This is a genomic window from Hydrogenophaga sp. L310, assembly GCF_055703065.1.
The window spans coordinates 1-19,127 of the sequence record NZ_JBVPZA010000007.1; the positions used below are offsets into that span (position 1 = coordinate 1).

Sequence of the window (19,127 nt, forward strand, 5' to 3'; positions counted from 1 at the left end):
CTTGCCCCTGAAAAGTGGAGTTCTTAGTCCTTGTTGAAAATACCGACAAGGAGTCAAGGAATGACAGCAGCAAAGCAGGTGCGTGCGCAGTACACGCAGGAGTTCAAGTTGGAGGCGGTCCGTCAGGTGAGCGCCGGTCAGGCCATTGCTGTGGTGGCCAAGGTGTTGGGGATCCCCAAGGCCAGTCTGGGCAATTGGGTTCGCCAGGCAGCCAAAGGCGCGTTGAGCGGCGCTGGGGGCGATAACAAGGCCGTGGGGGTCTCGCCCGAGCAGATGGAGATAGCGCGTTTGCGAGCGGAAGTTGCGCGCCTGAGGATGGAGCGCGACATCGCAAAAAAAGCCGCGGCGTACTTCGCGCAGGACACGCTGCGAGGTACGCCTGGATTCACCAAATGAGGCAGCAGTACCCGGTGAGCGTCTCCTGCGGCGTGCTGGAGGTCAGCGCCAGCGGCTACTTCAACTGGCTGCGCCGCCCACAGGACATCGCTGGCAGGCCCGGCGGGCGCCACAGCGACGAAGCACTGCTGGCACACATCCGCGCCATCCACGCCGAGGTCAAGGGGGAATACGGCTGGCCTCGGATGCACAAGGAACTGCTGGCCAGGGGCATCCGGGTGGGCAAGGACAGGGTGCGCAAGTTGATGCAGCAGCACGGTATCCGTGCCAGAACCAAGCGCAAGTTTGTGGTCACCACCGACAGCCGCCACAGTCTGCCGGTGGCACCAGACCTGGTGCAGCGGCGCTTTACCCCCGAGGCACCCAACCAGCTGTGGAGTGGAGACATCACCTACATCGCCACCGACGAGGGCTGGCTGTACCTGGCTGCGGTCATCGACCTGTTCAGCCGTCAGGTGGTGGGCTGGAGCCTGCAGCCGCACATGCAGGCGGGCCTGGTCAAGGACGCGCTGGCCATGGCGTGGTGGCGGCGGCGCCCGCCGACTGGTCTGATATTCCACAGCGACAGGGGCAGCCAGTATTGCAGCGGCGAATTCCAGGATGCTTTGAAAGACTGGAAGATGCGTTCCTCGATGAGCAGGAAGGGCAACTGCTGGGACAACGCGCCGACCGAGAGCTTCTGGGGCCGCCTGAAAACGGCCAGCGTGCATGGGCACAAGTTCGCCACGCGAGAGCAGGCCAAACAGGCTGTGATGGACTGGATGGCTTTCTACAATCACCGCCGGCTTCATTCCTCGCTGGGCTACCTCAGCCCGATGCAGTTCGAGCAACGCTGGTACGAGGCACAGCGCAAAAAGGCCGCGTAATCGTCGGGCTAAGAGCTACACCAAACGAGGGCAAGGTCATGTCGAGCATAGGCGGTGTCCATCTCGCCGAATGCACCATCAAGCCGCGCACCGTCTCGGGCCAGAAGTCTGGATAGGCCGCCGAGATACGTGCGCTCATGCCAGCGGCAAGTGCCGTAGCAGCGCTCGTAGCCCAGCTCAACGAGAAGAGGCGCTCGTGGGGCAGATGTCCCGTCGTCAGCAGGGACAGACTGCTCATCGAGCAAGCGAAGCCCATCGGCTCCATGGCGGTGTTCCCGCCCTCCATCACGATATCGGGCTTGAACGGCCAGCCGTTCTGCCAGGTCACGGATGTCGTGGTGTACGGGCTGAGGTTCCCCGCAGGCGCAACAGCTGCATAGTGCTGTGCGTTTTCTTCCGTGATCGTGGTGAGTTCGGAGCAGGCGCCGACAGTCAGGGCGTTCCAGGCTTGTCCCGGGTCATGTATCGAATTGGTCGCCAAGCTATCGGGGTAGGCAGCCCAGGAGTCGTTGTCGATCGTGTTGCCTGCGCTTAGGACGAAGAGCCGCGGTGATGCACCTTGGTCATCGTAATCGCACGCCAGGCGGTCCACTTCAGCCGACCAAGACGATGGCCGGCCACGATCCCGAGCGTCGGTGGATGATACTGCCATGGCAAACACGCGTCGGCGGTCGACGTCGGTGATCTCGACGCGCGCCACGGCTTCTGCCGTGATGGCACCGTAGGACTCACCTTCATTGTCCCCCGGCCAGCGCAGGATCTTCACCGACTCCAGGCGATGGGGAACTTGCAGTGGCACGGTGTCCGAAAGCACATGGGTAAGGTCGCCCATGAGGGCCAAGCCTGCCAGTTCGGTGCCATGGCCGTTGGCGTCATCTGCACCCCATTCCGGTTCTGTCGAATGGCGGTCTGCATCGGCGATAAAGGGTGCCAACAGAGGATGGCCATGGTTGACCCCAGTATCGAGCAAGGTGACGTAGGAATTGCCAGCAGGTTGTGGCATCAGGCGAGCTTGGAGATCACCTTGCCACTGGGCTTGTTCGTCCAAGGGGAGGCCGTCGAAAAACGCTGCAGTGGTCTTCGCCCGACGCAACTCCGCAATCATGTTAAGTACCAGTGATGCTTGGAACAACTGCGCCTTACTACCGTGAATCTGGGCAACGATGCGCTCGGGGAAATAGAGCACTCTCTCGCTGACCTGCAGTCCGGCAAGCTGCGCAACGGTCCGGAAGTCTCCGAAGGTGTGCTGCGCATGCCCGCCCAGTGGCAGCCAGGCCTCCCACCAGATCATCTCCGCATCGTCTTCGGGCAGCGCTTCAGGTGCATCGGTCCAGAGCGACCAAAACGTCGCCACGCGCAGGGTTTTGATGGCATCAACCAGACCTTGGTTGTCCAGAGGGCCGCCGTTCTTGTTCGTCTTGTAGGCTACGTAAGCGGTGACCAAATTCTCGAAATGCTTGAGCTTGCCTTCGGGGACGAAAACAGTCGCCAAAACCTGATCGTCGCGCTTTCGGACGTTCATCAGCTCGATACCTTGTTTGTCCCTTGCAAGGCTCGCTACCGCCAGCGCGACTGCCTGCTCGCTCTCGAATTCGACCTGGATACCGATAGCGCTCTGCACATTGACCGCATGCAGTTCCGCTGCGCGCTGCTTTTGGACGATGGCCACTGCAGCGAGCTGTGCGCGCAAGTGCAGGCCATGCTGCTGTCGCTCCTTGGCGGGGATCCCGGGCTCAGGATCGCGCGCCTGCTGTTTTGCGGTGTATTTCTCTGCAGTACTCGTATTCTGCGGGATGAGGTGCTGACGATTCTGCGGATGTTGGGTCGCCATACCTTGGATTCGTGCTCGGCTCTGTGTTTATGCGCGTGAAGCCGGAGAACGGCGTCGAACGGCTTGGCGCTGCTGCAGCAGCAACTTCACTGCCTCGACCGGAACACTGTCATGGTCGTGCATGACCGCCTCCTTGACCGCATCGCCTACGGCGCGGGTGATTTCGGCGTGACTCAAACCGACTGCTTCGGTCACCAGGCTTCCGATGGATCTGGTGGACTTGAGGAACCCCCCAAGCCGCATACGCAGCAAGGCTCGGATTTCATCAGCCGATGGAACGTGGTACTCGACTAGATCGTCAAAGCGCCTGAACAGCGCCTCGTCCAGAATATCCACATGATTGGTGGCGGCGACGATGACACTGCTGGACTCGTCCTGCTCGATCATCAGCAGAAAGCTGTTGAGGATGCGGCGGATTTCCCCGACGTCATTGGACAGACCCCTCTGGCTGCCGATGGCATCGAACTCGTCGAAGAAGTAGACACCCCGCGTCGATGCCACGGCATCGAAAACCTGTCGCAGCTTGGCGGCTGACTCGCCCATGAACTTTGTGATGAGCGCATCGAGCCGGACCACAAACAGTGGAATCCCGAGCTCTCCCGCCAATGCGGCAGCCGTCATTGTCTTGCCCGTGCCGGACGGCCCAACGAGTAGCAGCTTGCGACGTGGCTGCAGCCCATGACTACGTAGTTTGCTGAAGTGCCGGTGTTCTTTTAGTAGCTGCTTGAGGTCGTCCAGAACTGTTGGTGCAAGAACCATGTCCGACAAGCGCCTGGACGGGTAAGAAACGCTCAGCAGCGACGACAACTCGCCTTTGGGTCGGACTATGGGAACTGCCGCTTCCGCGCCACCGGTGTTGCGCCTTGCCTTTGCTGCGTCGATCAACTCGCGCAGCTCTTCAGCGAGCTTACCGTGGCCGTGCTTGGCTTCGTGCGCCGCCATTTGCATTGCCACGCTGTAAAAATGGCGCTCATCTCCCTCCGCATATGAGCGGAACAGAGCTTTAAGTTGGTCACCATTTGCCATTTGGTCGAGATTATCAGGCTTGGTGCCCACGACATTGGCAGGCTTGACGTGCTTTGGCTTGCATGGTGCGCAGACTGTCGTTTTTAAGACGGATCGTGTCAGTGCAATTTCAGGTGTTGGCCTACCGCAGAACAGCGCCATAGTGCTACCCAACGGGCTGCAGTGGTCGTGGCAATTGACTGTTTTAGCGTTCACCTTGAGCGTTCATCAGAGGCCGGTTTGCGCGCACAGTCGACGCCCGAAAGATGGCCGTGAATTCCTCCAACTATTCATGAACTGCCCTCAATGTCCCCATCTCGTGTGGGTCACTGCACTCGGCTGTTCTGGCGAAGTAGTCAAACGGGGCGCCAGAGTGCTTGAACATCGACCTGCGGGTAGCATCGCAACTGGGCCGCCGCACTCCCAAGGTGCTCGCTGCGAACAACGTATTGTGAAACCTGAAAAAAAGCCTCCTGGGTGGACGAAATTGTGACGCGAACAAACGTACGACCGGACGCTGGCACCCTATGGCTTGTAACCTCCTGCAGGTCCATTAACCACCTCGATTACCCTCAAAGGAGATTTGGTCAAGATCTCCGGTACTTCAATCACCTTCGCGCTCCAGAAGGCACGGGCCTTTTCGACAAATGCTGGCAACGCCTCAATCTCTTCAGGTGGAAAGCTGACCTGGTTCATGCACCCACGGTGTGAAGCAGCACTTGGTTCCACCAGCTCAACTCGGTAGAGGAGACTCGAAGGCGTCGTGTTGTTGATGTGGTGGAGCGCATCCTGCAAATTCTCGAATACAAAGGCAGACGAGAGTCGACTTGGTAGGTCGGGAAACTCAGACGCTCGGATAGCTTCAAAAGTCATCTCGCGCGCGAGCAACCAACCATCACCGTATCCTGGTCGCCGGTAGAGATTCAATATCCGCCCCCAGTTGCCGGGGAGAATTGTTGCGCCAGGTTGCAGAGGTATCGGTGCCGCGTGGAAGTAGGTATTCATGGCACTATTTTTACCTAGGAGTCTCGGCTGAACTGCAGCACCGTTTCGCGAGTAGGTTAAGCCCACACTCGTGCTGAATGAGGAATAGGGGCGCGCAGATCAGCGGCCTTCAGTTCGCCGGAAAAATGAATCCGCTGTGGCACAGGACCAGGCGGAGGATGTGCAACAGGGGGCGGCCTCGCAGTTCGGCCGCACTTATGCAGAATGGCTAGGAACTTGAACCCAATCAGTCGGGCCATGAGCCACATCTACCACCGCCCCAAGCTCGCTCTTGACATTGCCACGCAGCTGCTGAGTCCCGGCGTCCTCGACCAGGGCCTCCGCTCCGGCCTATTCCTGTTCGGCCCGCGCCGCACCGGTAAAACCACTTTCTTGCGCCAGGATCTGATACCGGCACTGGATAGCGCAGGCGCACTTGTGGTCTGTGTGGACCTATGGTCCGATGTCAGCGCCAACCCCACCACACTCATTCACGCGGCACTGCGCACGGCGCTGAATGGCCTGCAGTCCACGACAGGAAATCTGTTGTCCCGCCTCCCGTGGCTAAAAAGCCAAGCCGTTGGATCCACAGGCTTGTCGTTCAGCTTCGAGATCGCAGACCTCGGCACCGCAACTGGAGTCAGCCTTGCACAGGTCGCGAAGGAAATTGTCGATCAGACCAAAACCGATCTGGTCTTCATAGTCGATGAGGTCCAACACATCCTCACATCAGACGGCGGCCTCGCACTCATGCAGGCCTTCAAGGCAGCGCGCGATGCCGTCAACGCCTGCCCCAACACACCCGGCCACTTCATTTTCATAGGTACCGGATCACACCGCACCCAGGTCGTCGATATGACGGTGGGGGGCACAAGCGCGTTCCTGGGAGCAACCTCGGTCGAGCTCCCGACGCTGGGCGATGACTATGTGCAATCGGTGCTCCAGACACTGCAAAGAGAGGGCATCAAAGTCATTCCCAGCCTTTCGGTGGCCAGCCAGTCTTTCTCCCTGCTCGGCCGCCGCCCCGAGGAGCTCCTGCGCGCCCTGCGCATCCTGCAGCAGTATCAGCCGCAGGAAACCGACCGGTACCTGCCGGTCATTGCCGCCACACTAAAGGACGTCGCTGCGGACATCCAGATCAAGAAGATCGATGAAATGGGCGTTCTTGCCGGCGCCGTTTTCAGTTACGTCGCTCAAGCTGAGGAGGGCGCCATCGGCATTTTCTCCGTAGCCGCACTCACCTCCTACGTTGGCGCGTTAGGGCGCGAAGTCACTGCCGATCAGGTCCAGCGAATCGCCCAGTTGCTGCAAGATTACGACATCATCGTCCGCAAGGGATACGGGCGGTACGCTGTCACCGACCCGTATCTCCAGCACATCTGGCGCAAGCGCATCGCGACACTGCCACCAGCCATCCATTACCAACAGCGCCACTGAAATTTCTGCGGTCAGACCATGGGCTTCAAAAAACAAACGCGAAACTTCAGCGATCACCCGGGGCTGCGGGCACTTCTGCCGCACTACAGCAGCTACGCGGTAAAGGGCTTGGCGGCGTTCAGATCCGAGAAGCACCGCTTCCATGCTCGGCTCTCGAGCTCTACGCTGCAGGGGTCTTCGATAGGGTGTCGGAACTGGACAACGCGTTGGCCGCTTTGCGTCTGTGAAGAGTCAAGAGGTTGTTTCTTGATGAGCTGAGTCTGGACATGGGAGGCCATCCGCCGATGCCACTGTGTGGGCGGTGCTAGTTGTAGTAGTGCTGCCAGCTGGCCAGGGCCTGTGTGCGGTGCTCCGAGCTCTGGTAAATCCACCCGTAGGCCCACTCGCGCAGAGCTGACTGGATGAAGCGTTCGGCCTTGCCATTGGTTTGTGGTCGGTAGGCCCTGGTGAATTTGTGCACGATACCCAGCGCCTGGCAGGCCCGTGCGAATTCGCGCGAGCGAAACGCCGAGCCGTTGTCGGTGAGCAGCCGTTTGATGCTCACGACCGGCGTAGTACGCCACCGCATCGCGCAGGAAACGCACCGCCTGTGGCGTCTTCTCATCCGGGTGCATGGCCGTGAAGGCGATGCGGGCATGGTCGTCGATTGCCATGAACAGCATCACCGTCATGCCTTTTGGAATCCAAAGGCCACGATCGCTCTCTGGTGCAGCGAGCACGCCGCCATCTCAGCGAGGCCCGAAGATCGCTGCCAGTTCGGACTCCGGCGCGCCCTGGCGCATCTGCACGACGCCCTTGGCGTCCTTCCAGACCAGCGCCGGGGTCGCTTGCAGGCCGTAAGAGGCCATCAGCGCATCATTCGCATCGAGCTGAGCTGCGATCCCGGCAGGAACCACCGACAGCGGTTTCAGACTGTCATCACCCAGGGGCTTGGGCCGCCCGCTGGCCAGCGTCTTTGCATTCGACGCGACGTGCCTGCGTTCATATGCGTCCAAAGCGGCTGCCGGATTCTTGTCGCCCAGCAATGCTGCTGCTTTGCCGGCACTGGTCGGCGTCAAAATACCCACCATGACGTGGCGAAGCTGTACTTTTCCCGCATCGACCCAAGGTCGTGCATCGGCCCACAGCTTGTTGCAGTAGGGACAGTTGGGGTCGGTGAAGACATAGACCGTTCGTGGCGCGTCCTCGCGACCGTCGGCAATCCAGTGGCTCTTCTCGAGCTTGCTCCAGACGGCCTCCGTCATTGGCTGAGCCAAGACTTTTTCCAACCCGGCCACGGTGAGGTTCTTGCCGGTGGCGTCAAACAGCGTCCCGACGATCACATGCTTGCCGTCGGGCATCAAGTACAACGCCATCGGCTCGGTTCCCGCGTGGGCAGCGTAGGCCGTCATTCCGCTCGGGCTGGGAAATTTACCCACGAGGCTCAGACCTTTTTTCTCCAACGCCTGCAGCGGTGCGGGTAGCGGCGGGGCCGCGAAGACCAGCGATACGGCCGATGCGAGGGCGATCAGCACGACCACGGTGGACATGGTCGCGGAAGGAAAAAGTGAGGCGCAGGTGGGGGTGTCTTGGTGATTCATGGCGAAGTGAGTTGTTGAGGCTGGGATGAGTCGGCGCGAAGGCTTGTGAGGCGTTGAGTGAGCGTGGCTTGCGATAGCTCGCCAATGCGGGTGCCGGCAAGTTTTCCTTGCGCATCGAAGAACAGCGTGGTTGGCAAGGCGCTGTGGCCCAGCGCTGCGCCGGTAAGACGCTTTGGATCGAGCAGCACGTTGCGTAGTGTCAAGCTGTGTCGGTTGAGGAAGCTGGTAATCGCTTTTGCGTCTTCGCCTTGATTGACGAAGACGATGTTCACGTCCGGGTTGGTGGCCTGTGCCTGTTGCATCACCGGCATCTCGCGTACGCACGGCGGACACCAGGTGGCCCATAGGTTGACCACAGTGGGCTTGCCGGCAAAACCCGCAAGCGACACCGGCTGGCCATTGAGTGATGTCAGCGCCAGCGGCGGCAAGGGCACTGGTGAGGTCGACATCAACACGGAAGCGAAGCCCCCCAGCATGAGCACCATGCCTGTGGTGATCGCAGCAGCGAACACGGGTTTGCGCATGCCTGCCTGGCGTTGCGCGCGCTGCAGGCCGAACAGCAAGGCCGCGACAACACCCGCAGTGGGCTCCCAACCGCCGTCGCGGATGTCCAATATGCTCAGCGGGGCATCGAAATACTGCTCGTGCCATTGCCAGACGAAGGCAAGTCGTGCCGCGAACAGACCGACAAAAAGCATGCGCGTCAACGTGGGCTCGGCCTCAATGCCTGCCGCCTTCGCCATCCATCTGGCGACCCACCTGCCAAGCGCAATGGCAAACAGGGCCAGTAGCACCGAATACGGCAGCGACAGAGGGCCGATCTGCAAAGACTGGTTCATGCAGGAGCTCCCATGGCGGGTGTGGGTGGCCCAGGCTGTCGCTGCAAGAACTGCTCGACCGTGAATTCGCCGACCAGGCGAGCGTCGCGCCGTTCGCGTCCAGCTGCATCGAACATCATCACGGTCGGCGGGCCAATCACCTGGTGCGCAAGCATCAGCTCGCGGTGACGGGCATCGTTCGCGGTCACGTCGGCACGCAGGAGCAGCACGCCGGCCAGCGAGCGTTGCACGCGTGGATCTCCGAAAACCTCTTTCTCAATCGCCTTGCAAGAGATGCACCAGTCGGCATAGAAGTCAACGAGGGTGGGTTGCCCCGCCGCCCGCGCGGCGGTCAGTCGGGCCTGAAGTTCGGCTTCGCTGGCGATCGTTTCGAACGTCAAGTTCGTCGTTTGCCCCAGGCCTGTTGCCGACGCCGCGGTGAACGTTAGTGGCCGCCAGGGATCCACCGCTCCGCCCGCCGCGCCTAGCACCATTGCGCTGCCCCACAGGCCAGCCAGAGCCGCCACCGTGCGCAGCGCTAGCAGGTTCGGCGACGCGCTCGAAGCGACAGCTGCAGCGCTGCGGGACGACGTATGAACGAGAGTCACTGCCACAGCCAGCAGCAGCGCGCCCCACAGCAACAATGCAAGCGATGCGGGCACGACGCGCTCCAGCATCCACACCGCCGTGCCGAGCAGCGCGAAACCGAGCGCGCCCTTCACGCGATCCATCCACGGACCCGGTTTGGGCAGGAAACGCGAACCTAGTGTGCCGACGATCACCAATGGCGTGCCCATGCCCAGACCCAGCGCTGCCAGCAACAGCGCACCTTGAACAACGTTACCGCTCTGGGCGATATAAAGCAGCGCGCCCGCCAGTGGCGCCGTCATGCACGGGCCGACGAGCAGAGCCGACAGCACACCCATGGCCGCTGCACCCGGCAGCGATCCGCCGCGCAGGCCTCGGCTTGCGCCGTCGAGCTTGTCGCGCAGCCGGGCAGGCAGTTGCAAAGTGAAGACGCCGAACATGCCGAGCGCGAGCAAGACGTAGATGCCGCCCAAGGCGAGCATCGTCCAGCGGTTCTGCAGCATCGCCTGCAGGTTCGCGCCGGCCAGCGCCGCCGCCACGCCCAGCGCAGAATAGGTCAGCGCCATGGGCAGCACGAACGCCATGGACAGCGCGAACGCGCGGCGCGGAGACGCCCGGCTGCCCACCACGATGCCGGAGACGATGGGCAACATTGGCAGCACACAGGGCGTGAACGCCAGCGCGATGCCGAGCAGGAAAAAGAGAGGCAAGGTCCAGCCGAGTGAGCGTTCGCCCAGCCACTGCGTAATCTGGGTGTCGCTGCCGGAAACGCTGTTGAACAGGCCGGTGGCGCCCGGTTCTTGCGCCCGTACCGATGGGTCAGCGGGTGCTGCGGTGGTGGTGTCCGACGAGAAGTCGGCCATCTGAATCGTCTGCGTCTGCGGCGGATAACACAGCCCGGCGTCGGCGCAACCCTGCCAAGTCACGTTGAGTGCGGCGGCACCGGCGGGCGACACCTTCATCGTGACCGCGTCGTGGTAGACCTCCATCACGCCGAAGTTGGGGTCGTCCTTGCGGATGCCGGGCGGGAGCTCGGTTTGCACGCGTGTCCCAGGCGAGGATGCGGTCACTGCCATACGATCACGGTACAGGTAGTAGCCCGGGGCGATGGTCCAGGTCAAAAGCAGCGGGTCGGTGCTGGGCTTCGCAACCGACAGCTGAAAGGCCTGCTCGGGCTGCAGGAACTCTTCAGCCGCGTGAGCCGGCCAGGCCACGCCCCACAGCAGCACCAGGGCAGCGAGGGCAGCGAGGGCAGCGCGCAGGCTACTTCGAAGGCGATCGGAAAGTACGGGCATGGGCTGGTGTCAAAGCGTGACGGGGTGTCACCGAAACGCCATCCTTGAATGCCGCGATTAAGGTGGCGTTAACAACCTTCCCTGCGAATCACCCCCCTGCTTGGCAACCACCAGCCACCATAATTACGCCATGAAACCCATCAGGCCGTGTATCGCCGTCGTCGCATCGTTGATGCTGATTGCCGACCGTGAGCCTCGCCAGTGGCCCCTGCGAAAACTACTGTGCACGTCCTGCTGATTGAAGACGACCGTCTCGTTGCCAGTGGCATCGTCGCCGGGCTGCGCTTGCTCGGCGTGACCGTGGACCATGTTGACTCCGCCGCAAAGGCACGTGCGGCGCTCGGCGCGTCGCACTTTGATGTCTGTGTGCTCGACCTCGGCCTGCCAGACGAAGACGGCATGGCGGTGCTCGCGCGCTGGCGCGCCCAGGGGCAGGCGATCCCCGTGCTTGTGTTGACGGCGCGTGACGCGCTCGAACACCGCGTCGCGGGCCTTCGGGCCGGCGCCGACGATTACCTTCTCAAGCCTTTTGAGCTCGACGAGCTGGTGGCCCGACTGCATGCACTGGTGCGCCGCGCCAGTGGCCGCAGCAGCGACCTCGTCGAACACGGCAGCCTGACTTTCAGCGCCTCCAGCGCTGAGGTTCGACTGCATGGCCTGCGCGTCGAGCTTTCTCGACGCGAGCTCGCGTTGTTGCGCGCGCTGCTGCAAAACCCCGGCCGCATTCTGAGCCTGGAGCAACTCCAGGCCAGTCTGTACGGCTTTGAGACCGACGTGGAAAGCAACGCCGTGAACGTACACATCCACCACCTGCGCCGCAAGCTCGGCCCTGCGATCGTCGAGACGGTGCGCGGCTTGGGCTACCGATTGGGTGAGGCCGGTTCTGCAGTCGAGGAAAAGCGATGACGCTGCGCCTGCGCCTGGTCGCCATCATCGGGTTGTCGCTGACCCTGCTATGGAGCGTCGTCGCGGTGTGGATGTTCATGGATGTGCGCGAGCAGCTGCGAAGCGCTCTGGACGAGCGGCTGGCCGCCTCGGCGCGCATGGTGGCTGGCCTGGTCGCGCGCCTTCCAGCCGAACGCCTGCAGGTCAACGGGCCGCCCGTGTTACCGCTCGACGTGATCGCGCGCGACGGCCTGGCGTGCGAGGTCAGCCTGGTTCGCAGCGCGGTTGCGATCCAGCCGATTGCGCGGACCGCCACCAGCCCCGGGCTGGAGGGTGCAGCTTTGGGCTACAGCACCTCCGTCTACGGCGGAAAACCCTGGCGCACTTACGTGCTGCAAGTCGGCGAGGTGCGCATTGCCACCGCCGACCGCATGGATGCACGCGAAGGCCTGCTGCGCGAAATTGCGCTCTCCGCGGCGGCACCGTTTGCCATCGCGATGGCGGTCAGCCTGGTGCTGCTGTGGATCGGTGTTGGACGAGGCCTCGCGCCGATCGAACGGGTGCGCACGGCGCTGCTGAACCGGCGCGCGGATGCCCAATCGCCGCTGCCCGCCATCGAAGCGCCACCCGAACTGCAGCCGCTGATCGACACCATCGCCCACCTGCTGGTGCGCGTGCAGGACGCGATCGAGCGCGAGCGGCGCTTCACCGACGACGCCGCACACGAACTGCGAACGCCACTGACCGCCATCAAGACGCATCTGCAGGTGCTGCGCCTGGCGTGCGGAGAATCTGGATTGCATGGCGCCGCGGGCGAGGCGCTAGCTAGTGCGCAGCAAGGTGTGGCGCGACTGCATCGCACGCTCGAGCAACTGTTGTTGCTCGCGCGGATCGACGGAGCGGTGAAGCCTGAGCATGCGCTGCGGGTCGATGCGCTGCATGCAGCGCAGCAGGCGATCGACGATGCGTCGGCCGTCGCCCCACAGGTCGGTGGGGCCAGCGTCCGGTGCGTTGAGTTGCAGGCCACGACAAACGTTGCATCGCTGGCCATGCCCGAGGCGTTGCTGGTTTCGGCTTTGCGCAACCTGCTCGACAACGCGTTGCGACATTCGCTCAGACCGGGCTCGGTCGTGCTGCGGATCGAACGGCTGCCAGGCCATGTGGCGTTTCGCGTCCTCGACGAAGGCCCAGGCATGAGCGCTGCCGACGTTGCACAAGCGGCGCAGCGGTTCTGGCGACGCGGCAGCGGCAATGTGGATGGCGATACCGGTAGCGGCCTGGGCCTTTCCATCGTCGATGCCATCGCGAGTCGCTATGGCGGCGAGTTGCACCTGGAGCCGCGCCAGGTCGCGGGCATGGAAGCCCGGCTGTGCTTTCCGGCTGAAGAGTGAAGCAGACTGCGTTGCCGATGCAGCGACCCAAACGCATTGTCCAGGCATGGGCAGGAACCAATTGATGGCAAGCCATTCCGACAACGTCATGGTCGCCATTCCGGCGAATGTGAAATGCTGGTCGATGACCAACGAGGAGAACACGATGTACGGATTCAACGCAACACTTAGACTTTCGTTCGATGAAGCCATTGAGCGCGTCCTGGCTGCCCTCAAAGTGGAGGGCTTCGGTGTGCTCAGCGATATCGACGTGCAACACGCGATGAAGGAGAAGCTGGGCGTCGACATGCCGCCTTACCGCATCCTGGGTGCCTGCAACCCACCGCTGGCACACAAGGCCTTGCAGGCAGAGCCCGATATCGGCTTGCTCCTGCCCTGCAACGTGGTTGTCCGCCAGGACGGTGAAAGCCACGTCGCGGTGGCGTTCATCGATCCGATGGTGATGATGGAGATGGTCGACAAGCCTGAGGTGCTGGCAGTGGCTAAGGATGCTGAGCAGCGACTGCGTCGGGTTTGCGATGGTCTGATTCATTGAGAGATAGACCTTGACACCCCAGCAAGCCAGTTGGGTGACTCACCCATTCAAGTGGCAGAGGGCTCTGTCGGCTTAGATAGAGTTCGGTACGCGACACGAGCACCTATCTCTCCAACGGCGAGTGCTGTGAAACGAAGCAGTCGTCGCTGCCCAGCATATCCAGGCTGTCCATAGCGAATGACTCAGGTAGTGAGCACCTCGCATCATCTGTACCCAACCCAATAGAAGACCGAGTGTCACTGTAAGGATCAACCACCATCTGGCTGCTCGAGGTGCACTTTCGCGCAAAGCGAACCAACCGGCCAGGAACCCAAACGCGCTTGAAGCGTGCCCAGCCGGAAAGCAACCTCCGGGTCCACCGTCGCCGTAGCCAAGCAGCCAGTGCGGCACGTACTGCGCTTCTCCGCCAAACTCGACCAGTGACCATGGGCAACTTGTCGAACTCGCCTGCTTGAGCAGAGGGATCAAAGTCACGCACAACAGAATGCTTCCAACCATCCAGATTCGATCTCTTTTAGAAACCGACCGCAGGACTGGAACCGATACCCAAATGCTCAAGACCGCATAGGCAAGCACCCCCAGCGCCACGGCGCGTGCTCCGCCGTGAAGCACGCCTCCTGTGAGCCAGTGATTGCGCCATGGAAATCCTTGAGAACTTCCATACAAGCGAGCAAGTGGCAAGTCGAGTCTGCTCAGCTCCCACAGCATCAGCAGCATGAGCAGAACACATACACCAACAGCATCAGGCAACGCAGCCTGTTTACAAGCATCCAGTTCGAATTTTGAGAATGCCATTGTGTCCGTGCACTTATCCAGACCTGCATCCCGCAGAGATATCGAGTTTGCGTTCGTACACGCTGGTCTGCACCTGCAACAGGCCCAGTACCGTGTGAAACAACTCGTCGTGTCCCCATGGCTGGGTTGTTATCCCTCTCAAACAGGTTTGATCCAGTTCAAAGCTTTTTGTGAATCCCGTCGACAGCCACCACACCATGGGAACCTTGATCTGAACGTCGGGTGCAATGGCGTACGGTACGCCGTGAAGGTACAAGCCACTTTCGCCCAGTGACTCCCCGTGGTCGGACACGTAAATCAAGGCTGTGTCGAACGAGCGTTCCTGTTGTTTCAGAAAGCCGATCGTCTTGGCCAGTATGTGGTCTGTGTACAGCAAGGCGTTGTCATAGGCATTGACGATTTCCTCCTTGGTGCATTTTCGAAGCTCGCCCGTGTCACATGTCGGAGAGAAGCGCCTGAACGCATCGGGGTATCGCTTGTAGTACGTCGGCCCATGGTTGCCAAGCATGTGCAAAACGACCACCAGGTTGCCATTTGCATCCCGTGCGACCGTGTCCAGACCGCTCAGCAAGGCGTCATCCAGGCACCGACCGTCGACGCACAGTTCGGGCAACTGAGCAGGATCAATCTGCTGGGTAGGAAGACCATCGCATACTCCCTTGCATCCAGACTGGTTGTCACGCCAAAGCACCTGAAAGCCAGCTCGGTTCAACACGTGCAACAACGACTCGCTGCTGCGGATGCGCTCTTCGTCGTAGTTGCGGCGACCGACTACGGAGAACATGCACGGCAGCGAAGTTTCCGTGTTGGTTCCGCAGGCGGTTACATCGGTGAAGTTCAGTACGTCCTGTTTGGCGAGCTCGGGTGTAGTCTGTCGGACGTATCCATTCAGCCCCCAGTTTGCAGCGCGAGCAGTCTCTCCGATAGCCAACACCAGCAGGGTGGGTCGTGGCCGTGCGCTCCAAGAAGGGGCCTTTCTTGCATCAGCGCCCACCGTCAATCGTGCGACCGTGGCTTGCCGCGTATCGACTGTCAGAACCCGCGCAGTTGAGTACAGGAAGTTTGCGGGAGTAACAAGATAACGCATCTCCTTTTGGTTGCGCATGAGTGCGGAAAAGTCCTGATAAACAACGAACACCGAGCCAATCATCAAGATTCCCGTCGCCACAAGCGCCAATCCACGCAACGCAAGTGATCGCACCAAAGAGCGCTTTGTGATCTGAACACGCCAGAGGAGCAGAAGCGGAAGTCCGGCGAAGACCACCAGGTGAGGCAACATGCCAAGGCTGAACAGCTCACGGGCTTCAGCCAAATCGGTTCGCAACACATTGCGCAGCATGCTTGGGTCCATGAAGACGCCAAACCGCTGCATATAGTAGGTTGCGAATGCTGTGGCGATGAGCAGCACGCTGAGCAGCTCGCGCGCGACCGATCGGTGCAGCACCAGCAGCACCAAGAACAAGTGGAGCATGGTTAGCATCACCACCATGGCACCACCGAACATCCAGGTTGATGGGTCGGACTCGAGCCGTCCAGCCAGCGCAGCCCTCAAAAACTGCGAGTTACACGCAAGCGCGAAGAAGACGCTGGCCGCGAGCGCAAGAACCTCGGTACTGACCTGTGGACGGATTCGGAGCAGTGGGCCAAGACGCGTGCTGAGTTCATGAGTCAGCCTCATCTTGGAGGGCTACCCAGCGCGTTGGCTGGATCGGAGCGATGTTCAAGGCATACCATCGCTCACATTTTTTGCCGCTGCGACTTAAGCGCGACTTAACTCCCGCGACGCATTCAGCGACATGATGTGGTGGATGTCATCAACGAACACCCAGTCCTGCTCCGAGAGACTCTGCAAGTGAGATTGCAGAGGAACGCCCCCAGACGGCATACCGCCCAAGACGGAGACCTGTCGGCCTCTAAACTTTAGGGGCGAGCCAAAACCACAGAGCCGCAGAAAACCCAATCCAGATGAGTACTATCAGCGCTGCACCGAATCGGCTGCTCGGTTTCGATCCCTGCACCTTCATCCACTCGTCGGCCTGTTCGCGGCAATCGGCCAAAACTTCATCTGGCAATAGGCGAATAGTCAGCCAGATAAGTCCGGGCAGCAACAAAACATCATCCACGTAGCCGAGCACCGGGATGAAGTCTGGGATCAGGTCAATGGGACTGAGGGCGTAGGCCACGACGAACGCTCCCAGCGCTTTCGCATGCCACGGCGTTGCAGGATGTTTGCCAGCGAACCAGAGGGTCACGCCATCACGTTTGATTCGCCTCGCCCAACTTTTGAGTTTGCCGCTGACTGTCATTGTTTTGAGCATGCCACATCTTCACCCCTGCCTCTGGAGTCAAGCTTCACGGAAGATGCTTTCTGCAGCTCAAGGCATGAAGAGGCTCGTCTGCGCTTGAAGGATTTGGCGGCGCTACTCTGACGCCTGGTCGTTGAACCGAAACCGTACAGTAACCTCAAGGCCCACATGATCCGCAGGCGATCCCAAGATGACACGGGCGCCATGGCGTTCAGCAATCGCTCGCACGATCGCCAGCCCGAGACCACTGCCATAGCCATCGCGTGCCAAGGCCGTGGCTTCGCTTCCGCGGTAGAAACGATCAAAAACCCGCTCTCGCTCGGACTCGGAAATGCCCGGACCATTGTCGATGACGCGAAGCAGCGTGGAGGCGTCACGATCTTGGGAGATGTTGACGTCAACCACGCCACCCGCCGGCGTAAATCGAAGCGCGTTTTCTACCAGGTTGTTCAGCAACACGGTGAGTTGTTCGAGTTCCCCATTCACCCAAACGCCTGCGGGAATCGACTCGCCACTGACTCCCAGATCAATATCGAGCACTTCGGCTTTCAAGCTGAAGCGCGCCACCACCGACTTCACCAGCTCTGTCAAATTGAGCGGCTGCGGAGCAAAATGGTCACTGTCGGCATCAGCCCTTGCGATGTTCAGTAACTGCTCCACCAGGCGCTGGGACCGGTCAACTCCTGAGGCGAACTCACTCATCGCCTGCTCACGCTCTGCATCGTTGACGCTTCCCTGAAGCAACTGGATCTGCAAACGCAGCGCGGTGATTGGAGTTCGCAACTCGTGCGCGGCATCGGCCACAAATCGACGCTGCTTCACAAAAGCTTCCCCCAGACGCTGCATCAGGTCGTTGATCGAAACCACAAGCGGCTGAATTTCATTCGGAACCCCCTCCAGTGAGATGGGGTCCAGTGAATGTGCGCTGCGCTGTGAGACGTCTTGCGCAGCCCCTTGAAGTGGTCTCAGTCCTTTGCGCAAACCAAAAATCAGCAATCCACCGACCACCACCACAAGACCTAACAGGGGCGGGAGTACTTTGGACGCCGACTCCCCGGCCATCTCCTGACGGGCCGACACGCGCTGGGCAGCTTGGGCAACACCGTCGTCACTGACGTTCGAGTAAACGATCCAGTCTTCCCCCTTTGAGTTTGTGCGAGACAGTCCCTGCGCACTGCTGAACGGGAGGTCTACTCGGGGATCAGAGGCGAACACTCGTTTGCCCGCGCGCGTCCAGGTCAATGTCACGATCTCAGAGTCTTGCGGGATATCGGTTCGATCGGGTAGCACAACAACGCTGTCATCCCCTGGCCCGTACCCGGCATGGTGGTAGCTCGCAACCGCTTGTGCAATGTTCTTCAGATCTGCATCGAAAACCTCATGCATTTCCTCAAGCGTGACGACGTATGTGAGCAATGCAACCAACAGGGCGCCCAGACTCAAGGCTCCAAGAATCCAGGTAAGCAGGGTGCGCTCTATCGAATTCATCACATCTCCGCAATGCGGTACCCGACGCCACGAACATTCTTGATTGCCGATGCGCCCAGCTTCTTGCGCAAGTAGTGCAGGTGCACTTCGATGGCATTGCTGCCGACTTCACTGCCCCACCCATACACGGAATCTTCGAGTTTTTCTCTTGACAGGACTGCGCCGGGCCTTTGCATTAGGGCTTCCAGGACTGCGAACTCCTTCGCAGTCACTTCGACATTCTCACCATCCTTTGTGACCAACTTACTGACGGGGTCCAGTTGCAATGAACCACATCGCAGCAAAGGTACGCCGCTACCGGCGTGGCGCCGCAAAAGGGCTCGTACCCGAGCAATCAGTTCGCCTAGATCAAATGGCTTCAGCAGGTAGTCATCTGCACCGGCCTCCAGACCCGAAATCCGGTCTCGCACGTTATCGCGCGCCGATACGATCAGCACAGGCATGGAGTTGCCTCCGCTGCGAAGTGCTGCAAGGATGGCCATTCCATCCTTCTTGGGCAAACCCAGATCCAGAATCGCGAGGTCGTAGACACGGTTTGCCAGTGAACACTCGGCATCGCGCCCATCGGCAACCCAGTCAACGACGAAGCCCGCCTTGGTCACACCACGCTTCACGGCCCTCCCGATCATGGGATCGTCTTCAATCAGCAAAATTCGCATAGGTGCATGCAGGCGGGTCAGTCACAGAAAGACTCGAAAAAGGCGGTCCATTGGTCAGGAATCGAGTCAGGCTTTACTGCACTCAAGGGTAACGCGTTCGATCCAGCCGTACGCAAAGGGGAACCTCATCATTGGCCACCGCTTCGCCGCTTTTGTGGCATTACGATCAACATCACCACGGACGACAGATCGCAGTGCCACATTCACGCTGCCAAATGACCTCTGCAAGCCTCGGGTCGGTATCGGCTCGGGAGCAATGACTTTAACC

16 protein-coding genes and 1 pseudogene are annotated in these 19,127 nt (G+C 60.6%); 5 read left to right on the top strand and 12 right to left on the bottom strand.

The window, feature by feature from the left end; all coding sequences use genetic code 11:
* Positions 1 to 60 precede the first annotated feature (60 nt).
* A protein-coding gene (locus AC0GNO_RS12910) for an IS3 family transposase (protein ID WP_472903721.1) occupies positions 61 to 1,262 on the top strand; the annotation gives its coding sequence in 2 pieces (ribosomal slippage) (positions 61 to 331 and positions 331 to 1,262; 1,203 coding nt in all).
* Here the strand turns inward: AC0GNO_RS12910 and AC0GNO_RS12915 are convergent.
* From AC0GNO_RS12915 to AC0GNO_RS12925, 3 genes are all read right to left on the bottom strand, one after another.
* Positions 1,204 to 3,093 (bottom strand): S8 family peptidase, encoded by a 1,890-nt coding sequence (locus tag AC0GNO_RS12915; RefSeq protein ID WP_472904217.1) that lies wholly within the window; start codon positions 3,091 to 3,093, stop codon positions 1,204 to 1,206. The two genes, AC0GNO_RS12910 and AC0GNO_RS12915, sit on opposite strands and share 59 nt — an antisense overlap.
* 27 nt (positions 3,094 to 3,120) lie before the next feature.
* On the bottom strand, positions 3,121 to 4,149 hold the full coding sequence (locus AC0GNO_RS12920) for an AAA family ATPase (protein ID WP_472904218.1): 1,029 nt from the start codon (positions 4,147 to 4,149) through the stop codon (positions 3,121 to 3,123).
* A gap of 474 nt (positions 4,150 to 4,623) precedes the next feature.
* The gene (locus AC0GNO_RS12925; RefSeq protein WP_472904219.1) at positions 4,624 to 5,103 is read right to left on the bottom strand and encodes a hypothetical protein; all 480 of its coding nucleotides are present in this window, start codon (positions 5,101 to 5,103) and stop codon (positions 4,624 to 4,626) included.
* A gap of 237 nt (positions 5,104 to 5,340) precedes the next feature.
* Between AC0GNO_RS12925 and AC0GNO_RS12930 the strand changes: the two genes are divergently transcribed.
* Positions 5,341 to 6,519, top strand: coding sequence for an AAA family ATPase (locus AC0GNO_RS12930; protein ID WP_472904220.1), 1,179 nt, complete (start codon positions 5,341 to 5,343; stop codon positions 6,517 to 6,519).
* A gap of 220 nt (positions 6,520 to 6,739) precedes the next feature.
* Here AC0GNO_RS12930 and AC0GNO_RS12935 read toward each other — a convergent pair.
* The 4 genes and pseudogenes from AC0GNO_RS12935 to dsbD all read right to left on the bottom strand — a co-directional run.
* Positions 6,740 to 7,178: pseudogene (locus AC0GNO_RS12935) on the bottom strand (integrase core domain-containing protein); the annotation flags it as partial.
* A gap of 69 nt (positions 7,179 to 7,247) precedes the next feature.
* Positions 7,248 to 8,099 (bottom strand): thiol:disulfide interchange protein DsbG, encoded by an 852-nt coding sequence (dsbG, locus tag AC0GNO_RS12940; RefSeq protein WP_472904221.1) that lies wholly within the window; start codon positions 8,097 to 8,099, stop codon positions 7,248 to 7,250.
* A complete protein-coding gene (locus AC0GNO_RS12945; RefSeq protein WP_472904222.1) occupies positions 8,096 to 8,938 on the bottom strand; it encodes a TlpA family protein disulfide reductase in 843 nt (280 codons plus the stop codon). Before AC0GNO_RS12945 ends, dsbG begins: the two co-directional genes overlap by 4 nt.
* Positions 8,935 to 10,800: a protein-disulfide reductase DsbD gene (gene dsbD, locus AC0GNO_RS12950; RefSeq protein WP_472904223.1), complete on the bottom strand. Its 1,866-nt coding sequence runs from the start codon at positions 10,798 to 10,800 to the stop codon at positions 8,935 to 8,937. The genes AC0GNO_RS12945 and dsbD overlap by 4 nt, the downstream gene beginning before the upstream one ends.
* A 222-nt stretch (positions 10,801 to 11,022) precedes the next feature.
* Between dsbD and AC0GNO_RS12955 the strand changes: the two genes are divergently transcribed.
* The 3 genes from AC0GNO_RS12955 to AC0GNO_RS12965 all read left to right on the top strand — a co-directional run bounded on the left by AC0GNO_RS12955 (position 11,023) and on the right by AC0GNO_RS12965 (position 13,611).
* On the top strand, positions 11,023 to 11,706 hold the full coding sequence (locus AC0GNO_RS12955; RefSeq protein WP_472904224.1) for a response regulator: 684 nt from the start codon (positions 11,023 to 11,025) through the stop codon (positions 11,704 to 11,706).
* Entirely contained in the window at positions 11,703 to 13,076 is a 1,374-nt protein-coding gene (locus AC0GNO_RS12960; protein WP_472904225.1) for an ATP-binding protein, read from the top strand. The genes AC0GNO_RS12955 and AC0GNO_RS12960 overlap by 4 nt, the downstream gene beginning before the upstream one ends.
* A 64-nt stretch (positions 13,077 to 13,140) precedes the next feature.
* Positions 13,141 to 13,611, top strand: a complete 471-nt coding sequence (locus AC0GNO_RS12965; protein ID WP_472904226.1) for a DUF302 domain-containing protein — start codon at positions 13,141 to 13,143, stop codon at positions 13,609 to 13,611.
* Positions 13,612 to 13,683: 72 nt separating this feature from the next.
* Here the strand turns inward: AC0GNO_RS12965 and AC0GNO_RS12970 are convergent, their stop codons facing one another.
* The 5 genes from AC0GNO_RS12970 to AC0GNO_RS12990 form a co-directional block, all read right to left on the bottom strand.
* Entirely contained in the window at positions 13,684 to 14,406 is a 723-nt protein-coding gene (locus AC0GNO_RS12970; RefSeq protein ID WP_472904227.1) for a phosphatase PAP2 family protein, read from the bottom strand.
* Positions 14,407 to 14,419: 13 nt separating this feature from the next.
* Entirely contained in the window at positions 14,420 to 16,084 is a 1,665-nt protein-coding gene (locus AC0GNO_RS12975; RefSeq protein ID WP_472904228.1) for a phosphoethanolamine transferase, read from the bottom strand.
* 235 nt (positions 16,085 to 16,319) lie between these two features.
* Complete coding sequence (locus AC0GNO_RS12980) at positions 16,320 to 16,712, bottom strand: YkvA family protein (RefSeq protein WP_472904380.1); 393 nt, start codon at positions 16,710 to 16,712, stop codon at positions 16,320 to 16,322.
* 114 nt (positions 16,713 to 16,826) lie between these two features.
* On the bottom strand, positions 16,827 to 18,200 hold the full coding sequence (locus AC0GNO_RS12985) for an ATP-binding protein (RefSeq protein ID WP_472904229.1): 1,374 nt from the start codon (positions 18,198 to 18,200) through the stop codon (positions 16,827 to 16,829).
* Entirely contained in the window at positions 18,200 to 18,859 is a 660-nt protein-coding gene (locus tag AC0GNO_RS12990) for a response regulator (RefSeq protein WP_472904230.1), read from the bottom strand. The genes AC0GNO_RS12985 and AC0GNO_RS12990 overlap by 1 nt, the downstream gene beginning before the upstream one ends.
* Positions 18,860 to 19,127: the final 268 nt, after the last annotated feature.